Origin of the sequence: Microcoleus sp. FACHB-831, assembly GCF_014695585.1 — a bacterium.
GTDB lineage: Bacteria > Cyanobacteriota > Cyanobacteriia > Cyanobacteriales > FACHB-T130 > FACHB-831.
This window is the reverse complement of record NZ_JACJON010000068.1, coordinates 13207-33415: the sequence shown is the minus strand read 5'-3', so window position 1 is coordinate 33415 and position 20209 is coordinate 13207. Positions and strand designations below refer to the sequence as shown.

Annotated in this window: 19 protein-coding genes; 9 read left to right on the top strand and 10 right to left on the bottom strand. The window is 44.3% G+C overall.

Annotation, left to right across the window (positions count from 1 at the left end; all coding sequences use genetic code 11):
* Positions 1-71 precede the first annotated feature (71 nt).
* A complete protein-coding gene (locus tag H6F77_RS20585; protein WP_190490668.1) occupies positions 72-4829 on the bottom strand; it encodes an nSTAND1 domain-containing NTPase in 4758 nt (1585 codons plus the stop codon).
* A gap of 111 nt (positions 4830-4940) precedes the next feature.
* Here H6F77_RS20585 and H6F77_RS20580 point away from each other — a divergent pair, with 111 nt between their 5' ends.
* Together H6F77_RS20580 and H6F77_RS20575 are read left to right on the top strand one after the other, a co-directional pair.
* A complete protein-coding gene (locus H6F77_RS20580) occupies positions 4941-5261 on the top strand; it encodes a ribbon-helix-helix domain-containing protein (RefSeq protein ID WP_309228893.1) in 321 nt (106 codons plus the stop codon).
* A gap of 111 nt (positions 5262-5372) precedes the next feature.
* Positions 5373-5585: a type II toxin-antitoxin system PemK/MazF family toxin gene (locus H6F77_RS20575; protein ID WP_255515821.1), complete on the top strand. Its 213-nt coding sequence runs from the start codon at positions 5373-5375 to the stop codon at positions 5583-5585.
* A 146-nt stretch (positions 5586-5731) separates the two neighbouring features.
* On the opposite strand, the gene H6F77_RS20570 is transcribed toward H6F77_RS20575, so the two are convergent.
* The 4 genes from H6F77_RS20570 to H6F77_RS20555 form a co-directional block, all read right to left on the bottom strand.
* The gene (locus tag H6F77_RS20570; RefSeq protein WP_199321461.1) at positions 5732-7093 is read right to left on the bottom strand and encodes a deoxyguanosinetriphosphate triphosphohydrolase; all 1362 of its coding nucleotides are present in this window, start codon (positions 7091-7093) and stop codon (positions 5732-5734) included.
* Between the two features lie 93 nt (positions 7094-7186).
* Entirely contained in the window at positions 7187-7780 is a 594-nt protein-coding gene (locus tag H6F77_RS20565) for a Uma2 family endonuclease (protein ID WP_190490667.1), read from the bottom strand.
* A 214-nt stretch (positions 7781-7994) separates the two neighbouring features.
* Complete coding sequence (locus H6F77_RS20560) at positions 7995-8942, bottom strand: DUF1822 family protein (RefSeq protein ID WP_190490665.1); 948 nt, start codon at positions 8940-8942, stop codon at positions 7995-7997.
* The gene (locus tag H6F77_RS20555; protein ID WP_190490664.1) at positions 8939-9763 is read right to left on the bottom strand and encodes a hypothetical protein; all 825 of its coding nucleotides are present in this window, start codon (positions 9761-9763) and stop codon (positions 8939-8941) included. The genes H6F77_RS20560 and H6F77_RS20555 overlap by 4 nt, the downstream gene beginning before the upstream one ends.
* A gap of 107 nt (positions 9764-9870) precedes the next feature.
* Here H6F77_RS20555 and H6F77_RS20550 point away from each other — a divergent pair, with 107 nt between their 5' ends.
* The 3 genes from H6F77_RS20550 (at position 9871) to H6F77_RS20540 (ending at position 12187) form a co-directional block, all read left to right on the top strand.
* A complete protein-coding gene (locus H6F77_RS20550) occupies positions 9871-10551 on the top strand; it encodes an actin-binding WH2 domain-containing protein (RefSeq protein WP_190490662.1) in 681 nt (226 codons plus the stop codon).
* A gap of 23 nt (positions 10552-10574) precedes the next feature.
* Positions 10575-11291 carry a hypothetical protein gene (locus H6F77_RS20545; RefSeq protein ID WP_190490661.1) on the top strand — a complete coding sequence of 239 codons (717 nt, stop codon included), beginning with the start codon at positions 10575-10577 and terminating at the stop codon, positions 11289-11291.
* Between the two features lie 161 nt (positions 11292-11452).
* Positions 11453-12187: a tetratricopeptide repeat protein gene (locus tag H6F77_RS20540; protein WP_190490658.1), complete on the top strand. Its 735-nt coding sequence runs from the start codon at positions 11453-11455 to the stop codon at positions 12185-12187.
* Between the two features lie 282 nt (positions 12188-12469).
* On the opposite strand, the gene H6F77_RS27600 is transcribed toward H6F77_RS20540, so the two are convergent.
* The 3 genes from H6F77_RS27600 to H6F77_RS20530 form a co-directional block, all read right to left on the bottom strand.
* Positions 12470-12817, bottom strand: a complete 348-nt coding sequence (locus H6F77_RS27600) for a hypothetical protein (RefSeq protein WP_206753484.1) — start codon at positions 12815-12817, stop codon at positions 12470-12472.
* A 95-nt stretch (positions 12818-12912) separates the two neighbouring features.
* Complete coding sequence (locus H6F77_RS20535; RefSeq protein ID WP_199321460.1) at positions 12913-13047, bottom strand: hypothetical protein; 135 nt, start codon at positions 13045-13047, stop codon at positions 12913-12915.
* Between the two features lie 12 nt (positions 13048-13059).
* On the bottom strand, positions 13060-14115 hold the full coding sequence (locus tag H6F77_RS20530; RefSeq protein WP_190491032.1) for an IS701 family transposase: 1056 nt from the start codon (positions 14113-14115) through the stop codon (positions 13060-13062).
* Between the two features lie 246 nt (positions 14116-14361).
* Between H6F77_RS20530 and H6F77_RS20525 the strand changes: the two genes are divergently transcribed.
* Entirely contained in the window at positions 14362-15096 is a 735-nt protein-coding gene (locus tag H6F77_RS20525) for a glutathione peroxidase (RefSeq protein WP_190490653.1), read from the top strand.
* A 418-nt stretch (positions 15097-15514) separates the two neighbouring features.
* Here the strand turns inward: H6F77_RS20525 and H6F77_RS20520 are convergent, their stop codons facing one another.
* Complete coding sequence (locus H6F77_RS20520; protein ID WP_190490651.1) at positions 15515-16423, bottom strand: LysR family transcriptional regulator; 909 nt, start codon at positions 16421-16423, stop codon at positions 15515-15517.
* A gap of 283 nt (positions 16424-16706) precedes the next feature.
* On the opposite strand from H6F77_RS20520, the gene H6F77_RS20515 reads away from it, so the two are divergent.
* Entirely contained in the window at positions 16707-17594 is an 888-nt protein-coding gene (locus H6F77_RS20515) for an aspartoacylase (RefSeq protein WP_190490649.1), read from the top strand.
* 292 nt (positions 17595-17886) lie between these two features.
* Here the strand turns inward: H6F77_RS20515 and H6F77_RS20510 are convergent, their stop codons facing one another.
* The gene (locus H6F77_RS20510) at positions 17887-18111 is read right to left on the bottom strand and encodes a hypothetical protein (protein ID WP_206753483.1); all 225 of its coding nucleotides are present in this window, start codon (positions 18109-18111) and stop codon (positions 17887-17889) included.
* A gap of 377 nt (positions 18112-18488) precedes the next feature.
* On the opposite strand from H6F77_RS20510, the gene H6F77_RS20505 reads away from it, so the two are divergent.
* Together H6F77_RS20505 and H6F77_RS20500 are read left to right on the top strand one after the other, a co-directional pair.
* Complete coding sequence (locus tag H6F77_RS20505; RefSeq protein WP_190490645.1) at positions 18489-18626, top strand: hypothetical protein; 138 nt, start codon at positions 18489-18491, stop codon at positions 18624-18626.
* Between the two features lie 269 nt (positions 18627-18895).
* The gene (locus H6F77_RS20500) at positions 18896-20074 is read left to right on the top strand and encodes a DUF4336 domain-containing protein (RefSeq protein WP_309228901.1); all 1179 of its coding nucleotides are present in this window, start codon (positions 18896-18898) and stop codon (positions 20072-20074) included.
* Positions 20075-20209: the final 135 nt, after the last annotated feature.

The window sequence follows — 20209 nt, the reverse complement described above, 5'->3', positions numbered from 1 at the left end:
TGAGTTGCAGGTACTTACAGTTATGGCGAATTTTATTTAGGGGAATATATACTCTCCAAAAAAGATGGCTTCTACTTATCGCAAAGATGGCGATCGCTTGCAAGTATGGAGCGCGATCGCAGGTAGTCGCGCATCCAAGCACAATCTAAAACCAGTAGAGCATCAAGATCAAAATTCCACAAAACAATAGTGCGATCGCTACTAGCTGAAGCGATAGTTTGACCATCCGGGCTAAAACTTACGCTCAAAACGCTAGAACTATGCCCCTTAAGAGTTTTAAGTAATTTGCCGCTAACATTCCAAAGTTTTACAGTTCCGTCAGCACTCGCAGAAGCTATAATTTCACCATTGGGGCTGAAGCTGATGCTATTAACGCGATTTGTATGCCCTGTTAAAGTTTTAAGCAACTGACCGCCGAGGCTCCAAATTTTTACACTTCCATCAGCGCTAGCAGAAGCTAACACGCTACCTTGAGGGCTAAAACTCACGCTCAAAACATCAGCACTATGCTCCTCCAACGTTGTTATTAAACTCCCATCAAGTCGCCAAAGCTTAATAGTTTCGTCAGCACTGGCAGAGGCCAACATCTGACCATCGGGACTAAAGCTGACGCTTGTAACCCCTCTTTTATGCCCTATCAACGTAGCGATCGCCCTCCCATCCCGATGCCAAAGTTTCACGGTTTTGTCAGCACTAGCTGAGGCTAAAGTCTGGCCATCGGGGCTAAAATTCACACCAAAGACATCGCCACTATGCCCATTAAAAGTTTTCAAAAGCGTGCCATCTCGATGCCAAAGTTTAACCGTTTTATCAGCACCAGCGGAAGCAAAACTTAGCCCGTCAGGGCTGAAATTAATGCTGTAAATCGCAGCAGCGTGTCCTTTGAGATTAGCGATCGCGCTGCCATTTGGATGCCAAAGCTTGATAGTTTTATCCCCGCTGGCGGAAACCAAAGCCTGGCCATCTGGACTAAAACTTACACCCCAAACATCAGAATTATGGTTCTGCAAAGTAGGAAGCTTTTGCAGATTAGGATGCCAGAGTTTAACCGTAGCATCTGCACTGGCTGAGGCTATGCTTTGACCATCGGGACTGAAGCTAACGGTGTAAATAGAAGCAGTGTGACCTTTAAGAGTAGCGATCGCCCTTCCATCCATTTGCCAAAGCTTCACCGTCTTATCCGCACTAGCAGAAGCAAAAGTTAAACCGTCGGGACTAAAACTCACAGACCAAACTTTATCGTTGTGTTCTGTCAAAGTTTTTATTAGCTTTCCATCCCGTTGCCAGAGTTTTACCGTTTTGTCCCCGCTGGCAGAAGCCAACATCTTACCATTGGGGCTGAAACTGACGCTGTTGATAGAAGCCTTATGCCCATTTAAAGTACTTAGCAACTTACCATCCCGGCTCCAGAGTCTAATTGTTTTGTCTGTACCAGCCGTAGCTAAAGTTTGGCCGTCTGGACTGAAACTAACACTCGTCACCCAAGAGCGATGACCTTTCAAAGTTGCGATGGGGGTTCCGCTCGTTCGCCAGAGTTTTACGGTTTTGTCGGCACTGGCAGAGGCTAGAATCTCACCATCGGGGCTAAAAGTAACGCTATTAACTTTGTTAGAGTGGCCGATGAGAATAGCGATCGCCTTCCCGTCTTGTCGCCAAAGTCTCACAGTATTGTCATAACTCGCAGAAGCCAGCATTTGACCGTCAGGACTGAAGCTGACACTCCTGACATTGGCGGTATGACCCCCAAGGGTCTTTAACAGCGTGCCATCTTTGCGCCAAAGTTTAACCGTCCCGTCATCGCTTGCAGAGGCTATGGTCTTTCCATCCGGGCTAAAACTGACGCCAATTACAGTTCTGCGATGTACCAGACGGTTATACTCTCTCACACCGTAGACTGCTTGCTGCAATACAGTTAAAACTCGAATGCGAGTATCGGGATTTACCTTACTGGCGCGTTGCAGTTGTCTACCTGCTTTTAAACTTTCCAGCAGCGCTTCTAGTTCTTTATTCGAGGCTAAAAGTTCTGCTGAAGAGGCACTTAAATCATTGAGTTGGGCATCGACTGCGTTAGATTCGGCTCGCTGCCATTGCCAGGTGGCGATCGCAACTAGCAATACTGTTCCTAGCAAAGCGGTCGTCAGTCCCCCGATAACTTGTTGGCGGCGGCGATCGCGTATCCTCAGCTCTCGTGCTTGCAGTGCCAAACTCGCCTGTATAAAATTCTGCTCTTTTAAACTCAGATCCGCCGAACGTTCCGCGTACCAATGTTGCGCTTCCAACAACGGCGCACCCCGCCACAGTATTCCCTCGTCTTGGTTGCTGGTTTCCCACTGGCGCATGGTTGTACGCAATCGCTCCTGCCAAGTACGGAAGCTGCGGTTTTCTTCTAGCCACTGACGCAACCGTTGCCATTCCCGGATGAGTGCTTCATGGACGATTTCGACAGTTTCAACGCTCGTTGCTTCATCTTGTCTGGTGACAACTAAACGAGCATCAGCTAGGCGCGTGACTAAGTTCCAATTGTCTTGTCCTACCTCAGTACAAGTGGCGATGCGACGAGTATCCGCCGTACCTTCACCGGGATGTACAAGTTGCAGAAATATTTGCTTTGCCTGTTGCTGTTCTGCCGACTTGAGTGCGGTGTAGACCTTTTCCGCATAACTTGCGAGTGCTTGTTCGACACCCCCAATGGCATCATAGGCAGCATGGGTAAGGATACCGTTGCATTGTTGTTCCCATAGCAAGGTAAGGGCAAACTGTAGCAATGGCAGTTGACCGGGTTCGCAACTAACGGCATCTAAAATGCGCGATCGCAGTCCTTCTTCTATCTGTACCCCTAGCTGTGCGGCTGGTTTTTCTATGGCGGCTTGCAGTTCCTCGCTGCTCATTGGCGCCAAAAATTCTGGTGGGAAGCGCTGCAATGCAGAGGCAAATGGATGATAAGAGAGCGCGTATTCGCAGAAATCCGCTCTTAAAGTCAGAATTAGGGTAAAGTTTGGCGCTTGGTTGACAGTTGCTAACAATTCATCTAAAAAGCGCTGACGGGTTTCTACTCCGGGGCAAAGGGTATACAATTCCTCAAACTGATCGGCGACTAAAAGCAGACGGGTAGGGTCTGTTTTCAAACTCGCAGATCCCCCTAAATCCCCCTTAAAAAGGGGGACTTTGACTGAATTCTCCCCCCTTCTTAAGGGGGGCTGGGGGGGATCTGAATCTGGCGGCGAAGTTTGAAAACACGCCCTAGCGATCGCTGTTTTGTGCAAAATCCGCTCGACTACATCCGCCAATGCCAAGTCCCGCTGCTGAACTGCTGTTGCTAGTTTGTTGATTTCAACCAGGCGGTCGGTTTCGCTTAAGTCTGGTTCTAAGAGCAAAATTAGCTGTTCTGCCAATTTCAAAAAGGGACGGTTTCCAGGACGAAAGCTAACAATTAGCCAGTCTTGTGTCAGACGCAGGCGAGGAATTAAACCAGCAAAGACAACTGATGATTTACCGCTACCAGAAGGGCCAATTGTGGTTACAAGCGATCGCTCGTATACGGCTTGCAACAGTTTTTCTGTATAAGCTTCTCTTCCAAAGAAGAACTGTGCATCTGCTTCTTGAAATGCAGACAAACCCTGGTAAGGACATTTTGGATTTTGGACTACCCTACGCGCCGCTATGGTAGTAGATTTTGGATTATCGGCTGGAGTGTTGGGTTCTAAAACCTCGTGCCGTTCATCCTCAGAACCCAATCCAAAATCTAAAATCCAAAATCTAAAATTGGATGTGGGATTCTGGCAGATGACTGGCAACCAACTGGCACATGGGCATCGATCTTCTAAAGCTTGCAACTGTTCCCGCGCTTCTCGGACAGCCGTATAAAAAGATTCACCGCTAGCAAAAGCCGTGAGAAAATATTTAAGAAATTCTTGGGCAACCAAGTCGGGTACTGGTTCCCGCATGACGATGATTTGGGGAATGTGGAGGCTTTCTAAGGATCTTGCCAAACCTAGTCCATCGCAGGAGTTGAAAATTGCTAACTGTAAGCCGCGTGCAATCGCTTTTTTTAGAGCATAAGTTAACTCAGTTATAGTGAGGCGATCGCTACTATTAATCTCAATCTCACCCGTTTCCCCAGTCGCTTGGCTGGAACTATGTCCGGCAAAAAACAGAATATCCCAGCCTGCTGAGTCCCAGAGTTGTTGATATAGTTGTTGGCGTTGCGGCTCCACGAGAAAAACAATTTCTGCATCGCAGAGCAAACTCGAAAGTAACCGTCGGTCTGCTTCAATATCAATACCGTTACCGTTGCCCAAAATTGCTAATATTCTAGGCTTTTCCCGAAATTGCCCTAAATTTTCCACCCTTTCGTAAGCTGTTGCCCCCAGCGCTACTTCTGCCTTGGGGTAACGCTCGAAAAAATCCCATAAATGCCAGGGGAGTCGTCGCAGTTGGTTGTCTTCTATTTGCAGAATCAACCGCACCGTATCTGATGGCGACAGTTTTTCGAGTAATTTTTCTCGAATCGGGCGAAATGACTCTGCTTTGAGCCAAGTTGTCAAACTATCTGCTAAGGTCTCAGCAGACTGGCGGCAAGAATCGAGTATATCTTTTGTGGAACCTTGGGCGATTTGTCCGCCACGTTCTTCCAGGCGAAACAAAAACGATAGATTGCGATAGAGAGACTGCCAGCGATCGCACTGTTCGATCAATTCTGGCGCTGGAGGCAATTTTCCTTTAGCACGGGTTTGGGTTACAGCACGCTTGCCATCTTCGCGAATTTCCAGCGTTGCTATTGCTCCCTGATGCAAGTCACCATCGATATCCAGGATGACTAACTTTTCCATTGCTGCCTGCTTTCGGGACTCTCAGGGATCAAACTGCTACAGCACTAATATAGTCTTAAACCTCGCCCAGATGAGACCAGGGGAGAGCGATCCGATCGCTCGTTGGTGTCAGTGGACTTCAAGAAGTGGTGGGAGATGCGATCGCCTACAATAGAGCCAAAACTCCTCTGTGCCAACATCATGCAAATCGTCCTACCACCTGAAGTTGAAGCCCTTGTGCAGCGCCAACTCATCAGTGGCAAATACAATAGTGCGATCGACGTCATCCTTGCAGGTGTCAAACTCCTTGAACAACAGCAAGACATATACCAAGAACGATTACAAGAACTCCAACAGGACGCACTTGAGGAGGCTTACCGACAAGCATCACAAGAAATTGAGCCAACTTGGGATGTAACAATTGCAGATGGATTGACTAATGAAACGTGGTGAAATTTATTATGCTAATCTCAGTCTTGCGGTTGGTTCTGAGATGGATAAACGTCGTCCGGTTCAATAGTCAGCAATGATATTAATAACCGCGCCGCCACCACAGTAACAATTTTGCCAATTACATCTAATGTTAGCCGTGCCTATCCTTTTGAAGTTTTACTTAATCCAGAGGATAGCGGTCTACCCAAAACTTCTAAAGTGCAGGCGCAGCAAGTAAGGACAATTTCTAAGCAGCGAATTGAGGGCGAACCTCTGGGAACTTTGAGTAAGGAACTGATGCAATTGGTAGATGCTGCACTTAACTTACATTTGGGTTTGAATTAAAAATAAATGTGCCAACGCTGACAAAACTCAGGAATCGCTTTTTGCGAAACTCCTACCCGTCTCTCAACAAAAGTTTGTATATCCACATCATTGCCTTGAGTTGAGCGATGGATTAGTCATCAATGGTTAGCTTGATTAAATTATCCTTATCCCAAGGAAATACCGCTAAATTGTTGGAATAAACTGGTAGCGTAAGAATCAGTCATGCCAGAGATATAGTCTGTAATCTTGAGAATTTTATTATAGGTATCTTCATCAGGCTCGTGGCCCTCCTTTTCGGGCAGCATATGACGGATCAATTTGCCCTTTTCACTTTCATGCAGGACTGCATTAACAAATTCACCAAACAATTTTCCTAAAACTTCGTATCCAGCAATCTGAATACCAACAACATCAGGGTGTTGGAAGACAGCCTTACGGGTTTTCGTTTTAATCTCGTCGTCAAGATGTTTTTGGTACTTGCTTTTAGATAACAAATCTTTGTCAAAGTTACCAGAGAGTATGTCTGGTTCATTATCTAGAAAAATCTTGACAACTTCCTGAATCAATTCGTTTATAGCTTTAGCACGCAGACGCTTTACCTTTTCTGCACCGCTATCAGCAGCATTAAAATCAGTTTTTGGGATTTCTGCGATTTCGTTCAGCAAATCTTTAGCTTTCTTAAAAGAAATATAGCCCATGCGATAGCCGTCTTCTACATCAACAATTGAGTAACAAATGTCATCTGCGGCTTCAACCAGAAAAGCAAGTGGGTGTCTAGACCACCAGGCTGTCTTATCATCACGGCGGATTAATCCAACCGTTTCTGCTACCTCAGTGAATAACTCTTTTTCTGCTTGGAAGAAACCATATTTTTTAACACTTCTACCTGGATAACAGTTCAAGATAGATTCTGGGATAAAAGACTCTCTAGGGTATTTTGTGAAAGCGGCTAAAGTTGGACAGGTGAGTTGCATTCCTCCTTTTTCACGGTACATTTCTAGCTTCGTAAGAATACGAAAGCCTTGTGCATTGCCCTCAAATGAATCAAAGTCAGCTTTTTGAGTCTGGCTGAGAAGTTCCTCACCTACATGGTTAACAGTGCTGTACCAGAGTTTAAATCCTGTACGGATAGCATCCTCTCCAGCATGACCAAAGGGAGGATTACCAATATCATGAGCTAAACAAGCAGCAGAAACAATGTCACCAAAGTCTGAAGCACTGAAATTATCAAGCTTGTGTCTTTTTATAATTTCACCCCCAACAATCCTGCCAAGGGAACGACCGACACAGGAAACCTCAAGGCTGTGAATTAGACGAGTGCGAATGTAATCATTTGTGGGCAGAGAGAAAACCTGGGTCTTATCTTTGAGGCGACGAAAAGGTGAGGAAAACACCAGGCGATCGTAGTCTCTCTGAAAGGGAGGGCGATCGTAGTCTCTCTCAGAGGGAGTACGATCAAGCTTGCGATCTTCTGGTTCTGTCTTGCGGAGTCTTTTAGCTGTCAGGAGCTTATTCCAATCCATCATTGCTGTTTTATTTAAAATAATGGTAGGCTGTTCCACCCAATTTATCAGAATTAAAGCGAGAAGTGTTAGCCGAGGAGCTAGCTATACCGAAGGCTATTCCTCCTCCGAATTAATTACCTCAAACTTTACCTTGTTGTACAAATCTAGCAGTGAAATCTCAAAAGAAACTGAACTAAGGGCGATCGCTTCATCTTCCTCGTCATATTCACACAGCGTCCATCGCTTCTTTCCCGTTTTAGAAAACTGCTCTACATGAATTCGGGTTTGGTCGATTAACAAATACTCTTGAAGTGTTGCTAGCGTCCGGTAAGCTTCAAATTTACCTTCGCGGTCGTAACCTTTAGTAGATTGTGACAAGACTTCTACAATGACTTGGGGATTAGTAATCGTATCTGTGCGATTGTCAAAATATTCTGGTTCTCCCTCGACAACCATCACATCTGGATAAGTATAGATACGCTTGTTGGGTATCCACAAACGTACATCCCCAATGAAAACCTCGTAATCCTGTTGTTTAAGCGCAAAGTTTAACGCAGCATAGAAATTACCTGCTATCCGATTGTGATTTGTCGATGCACCTGCCATTGGAATGATTTGACCATCAATGTATTCGCTTTTGTACTCAGCTGAGTCCTCTAGTTCCAGGTATTCCTCTGGAGTGTAGTATCGCTGTTCTGTGACTTGCATAGTTCCGTAGGGAAGCGATCGCTCTAAAAGGATTCCACCAATACTTACTAAAACAGTTTAACGCGATGGAATGGATTGCAAAGCACCTATAGCAGTCCTAAATGATTCGTGAATCCCTGTCCGAGACGAGATATATCGCGTCTGGAACAGGACTATAGGATTTTGAATTATCAATCTAAACCCACTCATACAAGACTTTTATTATCTGTAAATCCTAGATGACAAATGCTTCTGTGATGCTAATATCTCCTAACGCTACTTTGATACTAAATTGTTCCCCCACTTGGCCGCTGAATTCATATTGCATGAAGGTGTCAGTACCGCTGGCGATAATTTCTCTGAATACTTCCCCAGATCCTGTAAGTACCAGTAATCTAAGCTGAGTTGGCAATGCTATTTGTGGATTGACAGAAGAAACTTGCAGATGGATGCCCAATCTTTCGCGATTTTCTGGGTGGATGGTGACAATTAAAACAACTGTATTTGTTTGCAACTCAATTGGCTTTGCCCGTCTTACAGTCGATCTGCGTAATGCTAAAAGCGGCGTTTGCGGCGTCAACACTTGCTCAACTGTCTGCCAACCTGACTCGAATAGATTTTGTAACCAGTTGTTTAGCTGCGATCGCGTCTTGTTTGGTGCAGGGGACAGCGCCGATTCGAGTTGCTCTAAATAGTCAATCATTGCATCGAGGGATTGCAAGCTACTAAGTTGCAGTTCCTCTGGCGGATCGTCAGTAGCGATCGCGGGGGCAAATCCAATTAGCTGTGCTTCCTGTAAATAAACTGGTTCCCCTAGATTGTCACCCGATCCAAACTGAACTGCCACATAGCCAACTCGGTCTTGCATCGCTTCTGGCGGTAGCATAACAGATTTCTCCCCTGGCAAAACGGGACGGCACTCTAACTTACCTAAGTTGGGCACCACCAGATCCGCCACATCAAACATTGCTCGCATACCAGGATGCCAACTGTCGCTTGAGGCAAGATCCGTGTCGTATCTCAGCCATTTTAGATAGCGGTGAACTGCCCAGACAGCTAGGGTATTGAGATATACGCGCACCCCCTTTTCGGGAGTTGCTTGTTCAGATGCAAACTCTCGCGCTAGCTGGTGGGCGGTGTCTGGGAGGGGAACGATAAGAGGAGGGGGTGCAATACTGTTCATAAGTCTTCTCGATTTTGTTGATAGCCCAAAGTTCTGGCGATCGCTTGAAGAAGTGGAAGCCCCTTGTTTTTCCAATGCCAGTTCAGGGTGTTGTAATTAATGTTGAGATCCCTTGCCACAACAGCAAGTTGGTCGGGTGGATATTTTAATAGCAATCGCTGGCTGAGAATTTGACAGTTACACTCAGGATGAGACTGGGGATGACAGCGTTGAAGTTTGCCTTCTGGGTCTTTTTCTATATATTGCTTTAGCTGAACCCCAATTCTGCGATTTTTCCCCTCTTCCTGTTCTCGCTTAGTCTGGGCTTCTATTTCAAATAGCGTACAGGGAACTGAAGCCGCCAAGCGATCGCCAAAAGTTTCACTCGCCCCATCCCCCAAGGGAACATCCAGCGAGAGGGGCGGTTTCCTCACTTGTTCTTGAAATTCCTCCTGAGAACTCTTGGGATTTTTGGCACGAGTCTGCTGCGAGGAATGCAAGTCCCGCACTTGATATTTCAAACGCAATTTGAGGTTAATCCAAGCCACCAAACTCTTCTCTAGAGAGGGTTGCCTGGGTTCAAATTCGTGTATCTCATCACCCAATTTCAGCAATGTATCATCCAAAGCTTCTAAGTAATCCGGGTGAGCGGATCTTGCCAATCCTGGAAGTTGCTGAATTTCCATCAACAGTTGATTCATCGCTTTTCGCCAGCTGAGGCTCCCCGCTGGATGCTGACGTACTGCCTCAATTAGCGTGCCTAGCCGCTCATCCCGTTCGTTCATAACAGGGGATTGGCTAACGCTTCTCTCCGACTCCTTTGCTCCTCGGTCAGTCCACACATTTTGTAAAGGTTTGTAACAATTTCCTGGTGTATTCCCACAAGTTTGAGGCGGGAGCCTGAGAGATCTGTAAAGCGATATCTAAATGTCTGATAGGAGGAGATGCCATGAACCACTTCACAATCTTAATGCACTTATTACGCGATCGCCAGAATTTTTTGGAAGAGGTTAGTAAGGGGATAAGACTTGAAAAAAAGATTGTTTCTCTACTAATTATTAGCTCGCTATTTTTTGCACTTTATGGTGCAATTATCGGTTCCACAACCGTCCCGATGCAAATATTTGCTTCCGCCTTTAAACTACCAGCCTTGTACTTAATTACAATGGCTATCTGTTTACCTACTTTATATTTTTCCGAGGCAATTTCCGGCTCTAAGCGCACTTTTGGACAATACCTAGCTTTGCTGTTAGCCTCAATGGCACTCATTGGCGTGATGCTGTTCAGTTTTGCGCCAATTACGCTATTCTTTCGTTTGTCGATTGACGATTATCAATTTTTTAAGCTTTTGAACGTAGCAGTTTTTACGATTACTGGATTGATTGGAGTAAACAACTTTTACCAAAGCGCGAAATTTCTCAATGACAAAGATTCTGAAATTACGAAAAATCGCACCAATCTTATCCAATATTGGTTGGTGCTATATGGCTTTGTCGGAAGTCAGCTGGGATGGATACTCAGACCTTTTTTTGGAAGTCCTGAGAGACCTTTCGAGCTATTCCGCAAACTTGAAAGTAACTTTTACGTTCATATTTGGCAAGTAATTACTGGCGCACTAGGTTTGAGTTAAGCAGGTAGCAGGAACAAACTGATATGCAGCCCGATCTAGAAAATTTACTGCTGACAACAAAGGAGCTAGAAAATTTAGTCGATCTAGATACTAGCACTGCCTTGGCGATTGATGTCTATAGAGGATTTATCCTCAAAAACTCGAAGCAGATGCTATCAGCTCTTCTGACGGAAGTGTTTATCTTCATCTTGATAGTTATTTTCGTCATGCCAGTGAGTTTGATTGTACTTCGCAATACTGAAAATTTAGTTGAGAATACAGCTATTGCCGCCAAGTTATTAAGGCTAATTTTAGGCATTTCTGTGTTGGGTGTCTTGATGTGGAATATCTATCTTTGGCAACAACTTGAGCAAGTAAAATCTTTAGCTAAATTACTGGAGAAAGTGGATAAATACAATCGCGTAATTCACGCGATCGCTCTCATCGACAATCTAGAATCAGCGAGTCACACACATTCTAGATCTACTAACCTCAGCACAAGAAAAGAAGTCGTTCAAGCCCTAAGTCTGACTAAAGAAACCCTGATGGGTGCTTTGCAAGTTGAAAAGCTTATGAGAAAACATCATAAGTTTCTTAGCAGCTATCAAGAATTATTTACCGACCTGGAAGACAATCTTAGTAATTTGATGTCAGTCAATTTGAGCGAGCAAGTCAATGAATATAGCCATCTACTCAACGAATCATTGCAGATTGGCCTCAGCGTACATAAGGAAGTGAAGAAGCTAAACAAGCAGATTTAAGTAGATTCATGTCGGGGATACTGGCGAAGGCGAGATCCCCGACTTCTTAGAGAAGTCGGGGATCTGAACTTCTGGAACAATCAAGCGCGATCGCGGCTTTAAGTTGTATCTCTTCCATAGCTAAACTATTCTTGGATTAGGTTACTAATCTGTACGCTCTAATGAAACTAAACAGCAAAGTTTTTCCATACATTACCCCATTCATATATGTTGTTTTTGGTATGTCGCCTCTGCTACTAATTCAACCTAATTTTGCTATTAACCTTGAGGAATGCTTAATTAGAGGCAATTCTCAAAGCGATGTGGCAGAAAGGTTTATCGGCTCAAAACCGCTGGATGATGTTGAGCGCAGGGAATGCGAAGAATTGGGCAAACAGCAACCAGAAAAACCCGAACCACAGCAAAAAGATTTATCAGAGCGATCGCGCTTGCTTGACGAAGCAAATAACCTCTACAATGCTGAAGATTTTGCAGGTGCAGAATCAATCTTCCGCAACCTGGTCGCACTCTACCGCAATGACGACTTAATTCACTACAAGTTGGGTAATGCTCTTTACCGTCAAAACAAAATAGCAGCAGCAGTTAGAGAATATCAGCAAACTATTCGCCTAAATTCTAAATCTGCCGTTGCTTACAATGCCATAGGGATTATTAGACTCAAGCAAGGTAAGTTTAATGAGGCAGTTGCCTCGTTTAGAAAAGCGCTTGAGATCGATGTTAACTATGCCGAAGCGCATCAAAATTTGGGACAAGCGCTGTGGCAGCAAGGTAAGAAAGAAGAAGCGATCGCTTCCCTGGAAAAAGCCAGAAATCTATTGACCCAAAAAAGTACAATATCGCCACCTAATCAAGGCGATTTACAGTTGCTACAGTGTTGCTCCAGCCCAAATAAATAACCCTTTAGATTTTGGATTTTTAATTGACGAGCAATCCAAAAACTAAAATCTAAAATCCATTAATCAGCACCAGCACCACCGCCAGCCTTAACCTTTTTAGTGAAAAGTAGGGCAATACCCCACGTGACGCATCTAGGACTTACGCACTCAGCCAAATTTTCAACGAGGTAATGAGCTTTTCAGCCTCATAACCGATGCCCAGACCAACGAGATTTCTTTTCAATGCGTAAGTCCTAAATATAAGTAAGGGGAGAGTTAGGGTGGCTCTCCCTCTAAGTTTATTTAGAAAGTCGCATAACCCGCATGACTTAAAATTACCAAAAAACCAGAGAAGCCAATACCCATCCAGAGAAAAACTCCAATTATAGTTACGATAGCCGCCCAACGGCGCATTTTTATTGGATGAGCGACCATCATTGCTATTAACAAACCTGTTAGGATAAGTGTAACACAAATCGAAGTAGGATTGAACCAGAAATAAATTAGTGTGAGAGAACCAAACAAAGATCCTGCTATTAAAACTGGAACTAAAAGTATGTGCTTAATAGAGGAAAAAACTGCGACATACAAACATATTGGTACGCAGCATACTAAGAATGTTGGTAGAAGAACAGATAAACGTCTTGGCATAAGTTATGGGGAATTTAAGAACGACTAATTTTGTTTACAAAAAAAGCGATCGCTAATTGCACAAAAGTCAAAGCACCAGATAATGCCAGTTAGTCTTAACTTGCTGGGAAGTTAGCGATCGCGTCTACTCCGGTAGCAGAGCTGAGAATAAACAAATCATTACCTGCACCTCCGATGATAATATTATTGCCCTGACCGCCAACTATCGTGTCATTACTTAGATCTTGCACCAAGGCTAGGACTTACTCATTGACAGAAAACGAAGTATCTGTATGACTGTTGACTTTCTCGGATAAGTGTGAAACAATAAAGTCACGAGCTACTTTTAAGTAAAGATTTCTTTGGATTTCATACCAATTTTCTATTAAGTCTTCAGCTCGCATTAGTTCCAACTGAGTAAAGGCTCTAATTGCACAGAAAATATGAGTGCAAATTGCCTCAGTTGTTCTGACCATAAACCGTCCAATACCACACACCTGTTTGACGGCTCTATGATACGTCTCTATGCCCCAGTGGATTGAGTGGAGTTCCTTGAAGTCCTGTTGAGTCAATTGGGATAATTCATCAAGCTCTGGCCGGAATATAATATAATATCTCTCCCCCGTTTTTTTGAAGGATTTTTTATACAACTTTACCAAACCAAATTGCTTGAGTTCAACGACTAACCCATCAGGAGGAATTGCAAGTTTACTGACTTTAACCCATTGGCTGGACTGGCTGCGGACTTTTCTATTCTTAGCCACTCCCATCAAGAACCCCAGTTTTTTGTTTCTTAAAAACTGGAGATTCTCTCGACTTGAGTACCAGCTATCTCCTGTAACCAATTTGGGGATTAAGCCCCACGATTCCACCTCGGCTATCATTTCTCTTAAATATTGATTTTTAGTTTTTCCCTCCCGTTTATCATAAAGGCGATAATTAATAGGGACTGACAGACCAGTCGGCTCGGTATAGAACAGTGTAATGAGGTTGATCCCTTTTATAGGTCTGTGATGCACTCCCGACCAAAAATATCCAATTAAATCAGTTTTCGTCACTTCTGAGTAAGGTTTTTCTATGACCATATCGTCACAACTTAATATCCCTCCTACAAGTTGAATTTCTGTTTTTACCATCTCGAATAAATCTTTAGGATCGTATCGTTCTCGTAAAAGGAAACGATTGATACTGTCGTGGGAGACATTGGCCAAGATTTGGGCCAAGCGGCAGCAACCACCGTACTTGGGCTCGGCCAGTAGAAACAAAGTATAGATGTCGAGGTTGCAGGCGGCAATTGAAGGTTTCGTCAGTTTTCGGATAGTTTTGTACCTTTCTTCATACATCTCTCAATCAGACTATGCATACTTTATTATCTTTGTCAAGGCGTAAGTCCTAGCATCATTAGATGGTCGCTATTCTTGGTTGCGATCGCTGACGAACCCTATGTCCTGTGCCAATTGTGCGCCAACGTCCTCTCTTGCTTGACAATTTGTAATCATAACGACTACGCTTAAGATATATTCACAATGATTACAATTTAATTACTCAAGCAAGGAGCCAAACTAATGCTGTCCAATCGAGAAGGGCAAAAAGTCCCCAATGTCACCTTCCGTACTCGTCAGAACAACGAGTGGAAGGATGTAACGACGGCTGACCTGTTTGCTGGTAAGACCGTTGTTGTCTTCTCTTTGCCTGGTGCTTTTACTCCAACTTGTTCATCAACCCACCTACCTGGTTACAACGAGTTGGCTAAAGTCTTTAGAGAAAACGGCGTTGATGACATTATCTGTATGTCCGTCAATGATGCCTTTGTGATGAATGAATGGGCCAAATCCCAAGAAGTAGCAAATCTAACTCTGATTCCCGATGGCAATGGTGAATTCACTGAAGGCATGGGAATGCTGGTTGATAAAGCAGACCTGGGTTTTGGTAAGCGGTCGTGGCGCTATTCCATGCTGGTGAAGGATGGCGTAGTTGAAAAGATGTTCATCGAGCCAGAAGAACCAGGAGACCCATTTAAGGTTTCTGATGCTCAAACCATGCTGCACTACATCAACCCCCAAGCAGTCAAGCCGACATTAATTTCGCTGTTTACCAAGGTTGGTTGTCCGTTCTGCGCCCGTGCTAAGACGATGTTGCAAGAGCGTGGTTTGGATTACGAAGAAATTGTCTTGGGTAAAGAGATTACCACTCGCTCTTTACGAGCTGTCACAGGTGGAACAACGGTTCCCCAAGTGTTTATGGATGGTAAATTAATTGGCGGTTCCGAGGAGCTAGCTGCTTACCTTGGTGCTGGCTAGATAGAATGTTGGGGAAAAAGTTGGTCAATCGCTAAAGGTACTTTTGGTTACTTAGTCAACCTGTTGTAATTAACCTTAGAAGTACCTGCGAAACGCGGTCTTATAACCACAACTTCTCACCCTTATTTTCGCTGCTTTATGCAGCCTATAACAGGCAGGCACTTGGGTGCAGTAAGCGTTGAGTACGCAGGCTGCACCCCAGTGCCTTTAGTTTATGCAAAGGAAAATAACTATATCTTTTAGGCTTTTTCAGATTGTAAAGGGTCGCGTAAGTTCCTGAATTTAAGCTGACAAGTAATTAGATAATAAGGTTTCTCGCTGGCGATCGCGCTCAATTTTTACTCGTTGAGGCTTCGAGCGATAAATTTGTGTTTGAAGTTGTTGGTTCGGTAGAGCAAAGTGTGATGTATAGCTAAGTTTATTCGTGTTTTGAGTGAGTTTGCGCGATCGCTTGTGTAACTTCCAAAAATTCCCGCAAAATAGCTGATGAATCGCCCTGTCGCCATACAGCCGCCATCGGGACAGTTGGCGTTGATTCAACGATATGTTTATATACGACACCCTTACGTTGAATATTTTGGACATTTGCAGGTAGCAACGCAACTCCAACGCCGCCAGCTACCAAACTGAGGATCGTCAGCATCATTGTTCCTTCATGGACGACAACTGGTGAAAATCCAGATTGTTGGCACAAATGTTCAATTTCTTTAGATAAACCTGGAGCAAAGTGACGAGAAGGGAGGATAAAAGATTCTTTTTCAAGTGCTTTTAAAGAAACTTGAGTATGGTTAGCTAAGGGATGAGTTTCTGGTAATGCCACAATTAACGGTTCATGCCAAATCGTCATCGAGCATAGATCGGATTCCTGAAGCATCCACGACGTTAAATGGAAAAACCCAATATCAAGCTGGCGATCGCGCAGCGCTTGCAATTGTACGGAAGTTGCTAACTCCCGCCAGACGAGTTCCACCAGAGGAAAGCGATCGCGGTAGGCGCGCACGATGTCTGGCAAAAAGATATTTGTCATTGAGCTAGTAAAGCCAATTACCAAACGTCCGATTTCTCCACGACTGGCACTTTGAGCCATTTTGACCGCATTATCTACCAGTGCGATCGCGTCTTGAACTTCTTTCAAAAACACCCGTCCAGCTAAGGTTAACTGTAGCGGTCGCTGGGTGCGGTCGAACAATTGCACCCCAATTTCTTGTTCTAGGTCGTGAATTTGCTTGCTGAGTGGAGGTTGCGCGATATGCAGGCGTGCAGCCGCACGAGTGAAGTTCAATTCCTCTGCCACTGCTATAAAGTAATGCAAATGTCGAAGTTCCATAAGTGACTCATTACTCAATACTCAGGACAAAATTTCGATATGAGGCACTGGCTAGCGAAAGCATGGGTGATATAGGCTTCCAGCAGTAAAGAGAACTCAATGTTTCCCGCCTCCAAATTAACACTGTCCGCAGTTATTACTTACTATATCTTTTGAATATAGTTTATGCCTGTAGAAAGTATTTGACATATATTATGGCTTTACTTAAGGTGATGTAATAAATAAATTCATGCTCAGTACCGCCACCTCAAGGCATCGATTGGTACTGATAAGAGGCATCATTATGACCGTAAATTCTATTAAAAGAGTAGCAATTGTAGGCGGAACTCACGGTAACGAACTCACAGGAGTTTACCTGGTGAAGAAATTCGAGCGATCGCCCGACTTAATTAAGCGATCGCGTTTTGAAAGCGTCGCGTTTTTGGCAAATCCCAAAGCATACCAAATCGGAACGCGGTACGTTGATACCGACCTCAATCGCTGTTTTCACCGACAGGATTTAGAAAATCCCGCGCTTTCCAGCTATGAAGCAATTCGCGCTAAAGAGATTTACCAGATTTTGGCCTCTGGAGACAAACAGCAAAGCAATTTGATCGTCGATTTGCACAGCACCACATCTAACATGGGGCTGACGATTATTCCAAGTAGCAAACATCCCTTTAACCTACAGTTAGCAGCTTATTTACAATCTGTAAATCCCAGCGTAAAGGTGTATAGATGGGCGCAAGCCGAACAAGATAGCCCATTTCTGCGTTCCATATATGAATTAGGGTGTGCTATTGAAGTTGGTTCTATTGCTCAAGGAGTCTTAGATGCACATTTATTTCAACAAACAGAAGCGCTCATCTACGCAATTCTAGACTTTGTAGAAGCCTATAACCAGGGAACGCCATTTCTTACAAAAGAGCCGTTAGTTATTTATCAAAGCATACAAACAATTGATTATCCCAGAAATGAAAATGGGGAAATTCAGGCGATGATTCACCCCCAGCTTCAATTTAGGGATTATGAAGCGCTTCATCCAGGCGAACCCATGTTTTTGACATTCGATGGTGAGGCGATCGCTTATCAAGGAACATCAACAGTCTATCCAGTTTTCATCAACGAAGCGGCTTACTACGAAAAAGGCATTGCCATGTGCATAACCCAAAAAGAAATGGTTGTAGTTTGAGGCGAGTTATTCTTTCCCTGTTCGGCGATCGCGGTAATAAAACTGCTGATAATAATAAGAGCCAGGCTACGCTATGTGATGATACACAGCCACCTAAATGTTTTGCTGTAAATTTTGGTATCAGTATACAAATCCAAACAGAACTTAAGGCATTTTAAGCCGCCTCAGCTTCTATACTCAAATAAATTTGGCAGCGTCTTTATATTTTGACAAATCAAAGACACTGCCATGCATTTTTATGATCGTGATATTATCGTAAAATCAGCAAATTGCTTTCATCAAACAAACAGTATTAACGAGCAACTCCGTAATAAGCAAATGCAGCCAAAGCGATAATGGTTACAACGCCCAGGATTGTGCTAACCCCAAATTGGAAAGCTGGGTTTTTAGGAGAAGCTAGCTCATCTCCAACTTCCTGATTTTGAACTGTCGAAATATTTGTAGGTGTGTTGGGAGCGTAATTCTTTATTTCGCTAGGCTTCATTTCGCTCGTTTCGTTAGTTTTCATGGCATTCATGGTTATGTTTACTTATCTTCTAATTTACTTCTACTTCCAAAATCTGCATCTAACTTGAGGACTATCAACAAAGGTGTATAAAAGGTCTAAAGCATAAGCAGCGTGGGTCTTTTGCGCTATTTTTTTAGATCTCTTATCTCTTAGCGGGATCGTTTCAATGGCGAACATTTAAAATTAACTTCGCTCCCCCGCGAATGGGGCTAAGTAGGATTATTTCATCCTCATCCTTATGGCTTGTCTTAACGTTAACTTAAGAAATAATTTTGTATTAAGTCAGTTGGTTATCATCAACACAAAAGCTCGTAGTCATTTAATCTAAAAATCCCACAAAGGAAACTCTAGCTTGGTTTGAGCTATAGTGAAACCCCACAGTTCGTATGGTTTTCTGGGTTTCGTTCCTCAAACGCCACGTCGGTCAACGGGGGGAACCCCCGTTGACCGACGTGGCTCCCCAGCCTACGCAGTTTTATGTAAGTCAGCGTTATTCCTTGTATGTCACTCTAGGAGGAGGATAATAGTGAAAAAATGCACGACCATGCATATTTAGAATAGCTTCCCAAAAAAATCCCTCAAAGCAATTAAATGAGGAAAACCTATATTTAAGTAGGTTATATTCTCTAATTGAGCGACTTGGGGAATCAGGCATAGCTCCTGATAATGTTTTTGAAAGGTTAGTGGAATTAGGGAGAAAGTCGTGGAGTGGATAGAACCACTACGGAAATCACAGCAGACGCATGTGTTGAAGGCACAGTCGCTTGAGCAGGAGCGGCAGAGTGGTTCGAGTATCCCTCCTGGTGACTTGTCATGGCGTTTCTGGCCTGCTGTGCCTCTTTACCCTTACGGTAGGCGGCGGACGCTCCGCAAAGAAGTAGTTAAGGACACGATCTGGACGTTCGACCAAGTGCAGGGCATCCTCTACGCGGTCGTGCCCATTCGCATGACTGTCGTTAGGCTAGACAAAGGCGGTCTCTTGGTTTATGCGCCAGTCGCGCCTACAAAAGAGTGTATTCGGCTCGTTCAGGAGTTGGTGGACAAGCACGGCGAAGTTAAGTACATCATCCTGCCAACGGCTTCTGGGCTGGAACATAAGGTTTTTGTTGGCCCCTTCGCCAGACGCTTTCCCTACTCGCAGGTGTTCGTGACGCCGAACCAGTGGAGCTTTCCGGTGAATCTGCCGCTTAGTTGGCTTGGCTTCCCTACTAAACGCACTCATGTAATACCAGAAAATAGTGCTGATGCGCCGTTTGCTGATGAGTTTGATTATGAGGTGTTGAGCATCAATCTCGGACGGGGGTCGTTTGAAGAAATTGCTTTATTGCATAAGCGATCGCGCACGCTTTTGGTGACGGATTCTGTTCTTGTGGTTCCAGAAGATCCCCCCGCGATCGCCCAAGTTGACCCCTACCCCTTATTGTTCCACGCTAGAGAAAGTGGGTTAGAAGTTGTCGAAGATACTGAGGCGATGCGCCGCAAAGGTTGGCAGCGCATTTCCCTATTTGCTATTTACTTCCGTCCCAGTGCGTTGGAAAAGGTCGGGATGGGAGAGGCATTGCGAAACGCCCTTAAAGCGCCGGAGCGCTCAAGAAAAGCTTATTTTGGCTTTTTTCCCTTCAAATGGAACCCAGACTGGAAGCGGTCGTTCGATGCGTTGCGCGGAGGCGGTCGCTTATTTGTTGCGCCGATTTTGCAGACTTTCATTTTTAATCAAACGCCGAGGAAAGTACTTGAATGGGCAAACAAGGTGGCGAGATGGAATTTCGAGCGAATTATTCCCTGCCACTTTGACGCACCTATCAAAGCAAGTCCCTCTGAGTTCCGACAGGCGTTCGCCTTCCTTGAGAAGAATCCACCCCAATTATTTGGAAGTGGAAGTCAACCTTTACCCAAAAAGGACTGCGAATTCTTAAGCGAACTTGAAGAGAATTTGACTAAGCGCGGCATCACGTCGCCACCAAAGGAATAAATTGTAAGGCGGTAATTGGAGGCGCGATCGCTTCTCTTGTTACTTCGCCATTTCCTTTGGTTTAGGTTACTAGATTAAGCTTTACTCATAGCTTTTGAGGTGCTGTATCTAGGTATTTACAGCTTATGCCCTGAG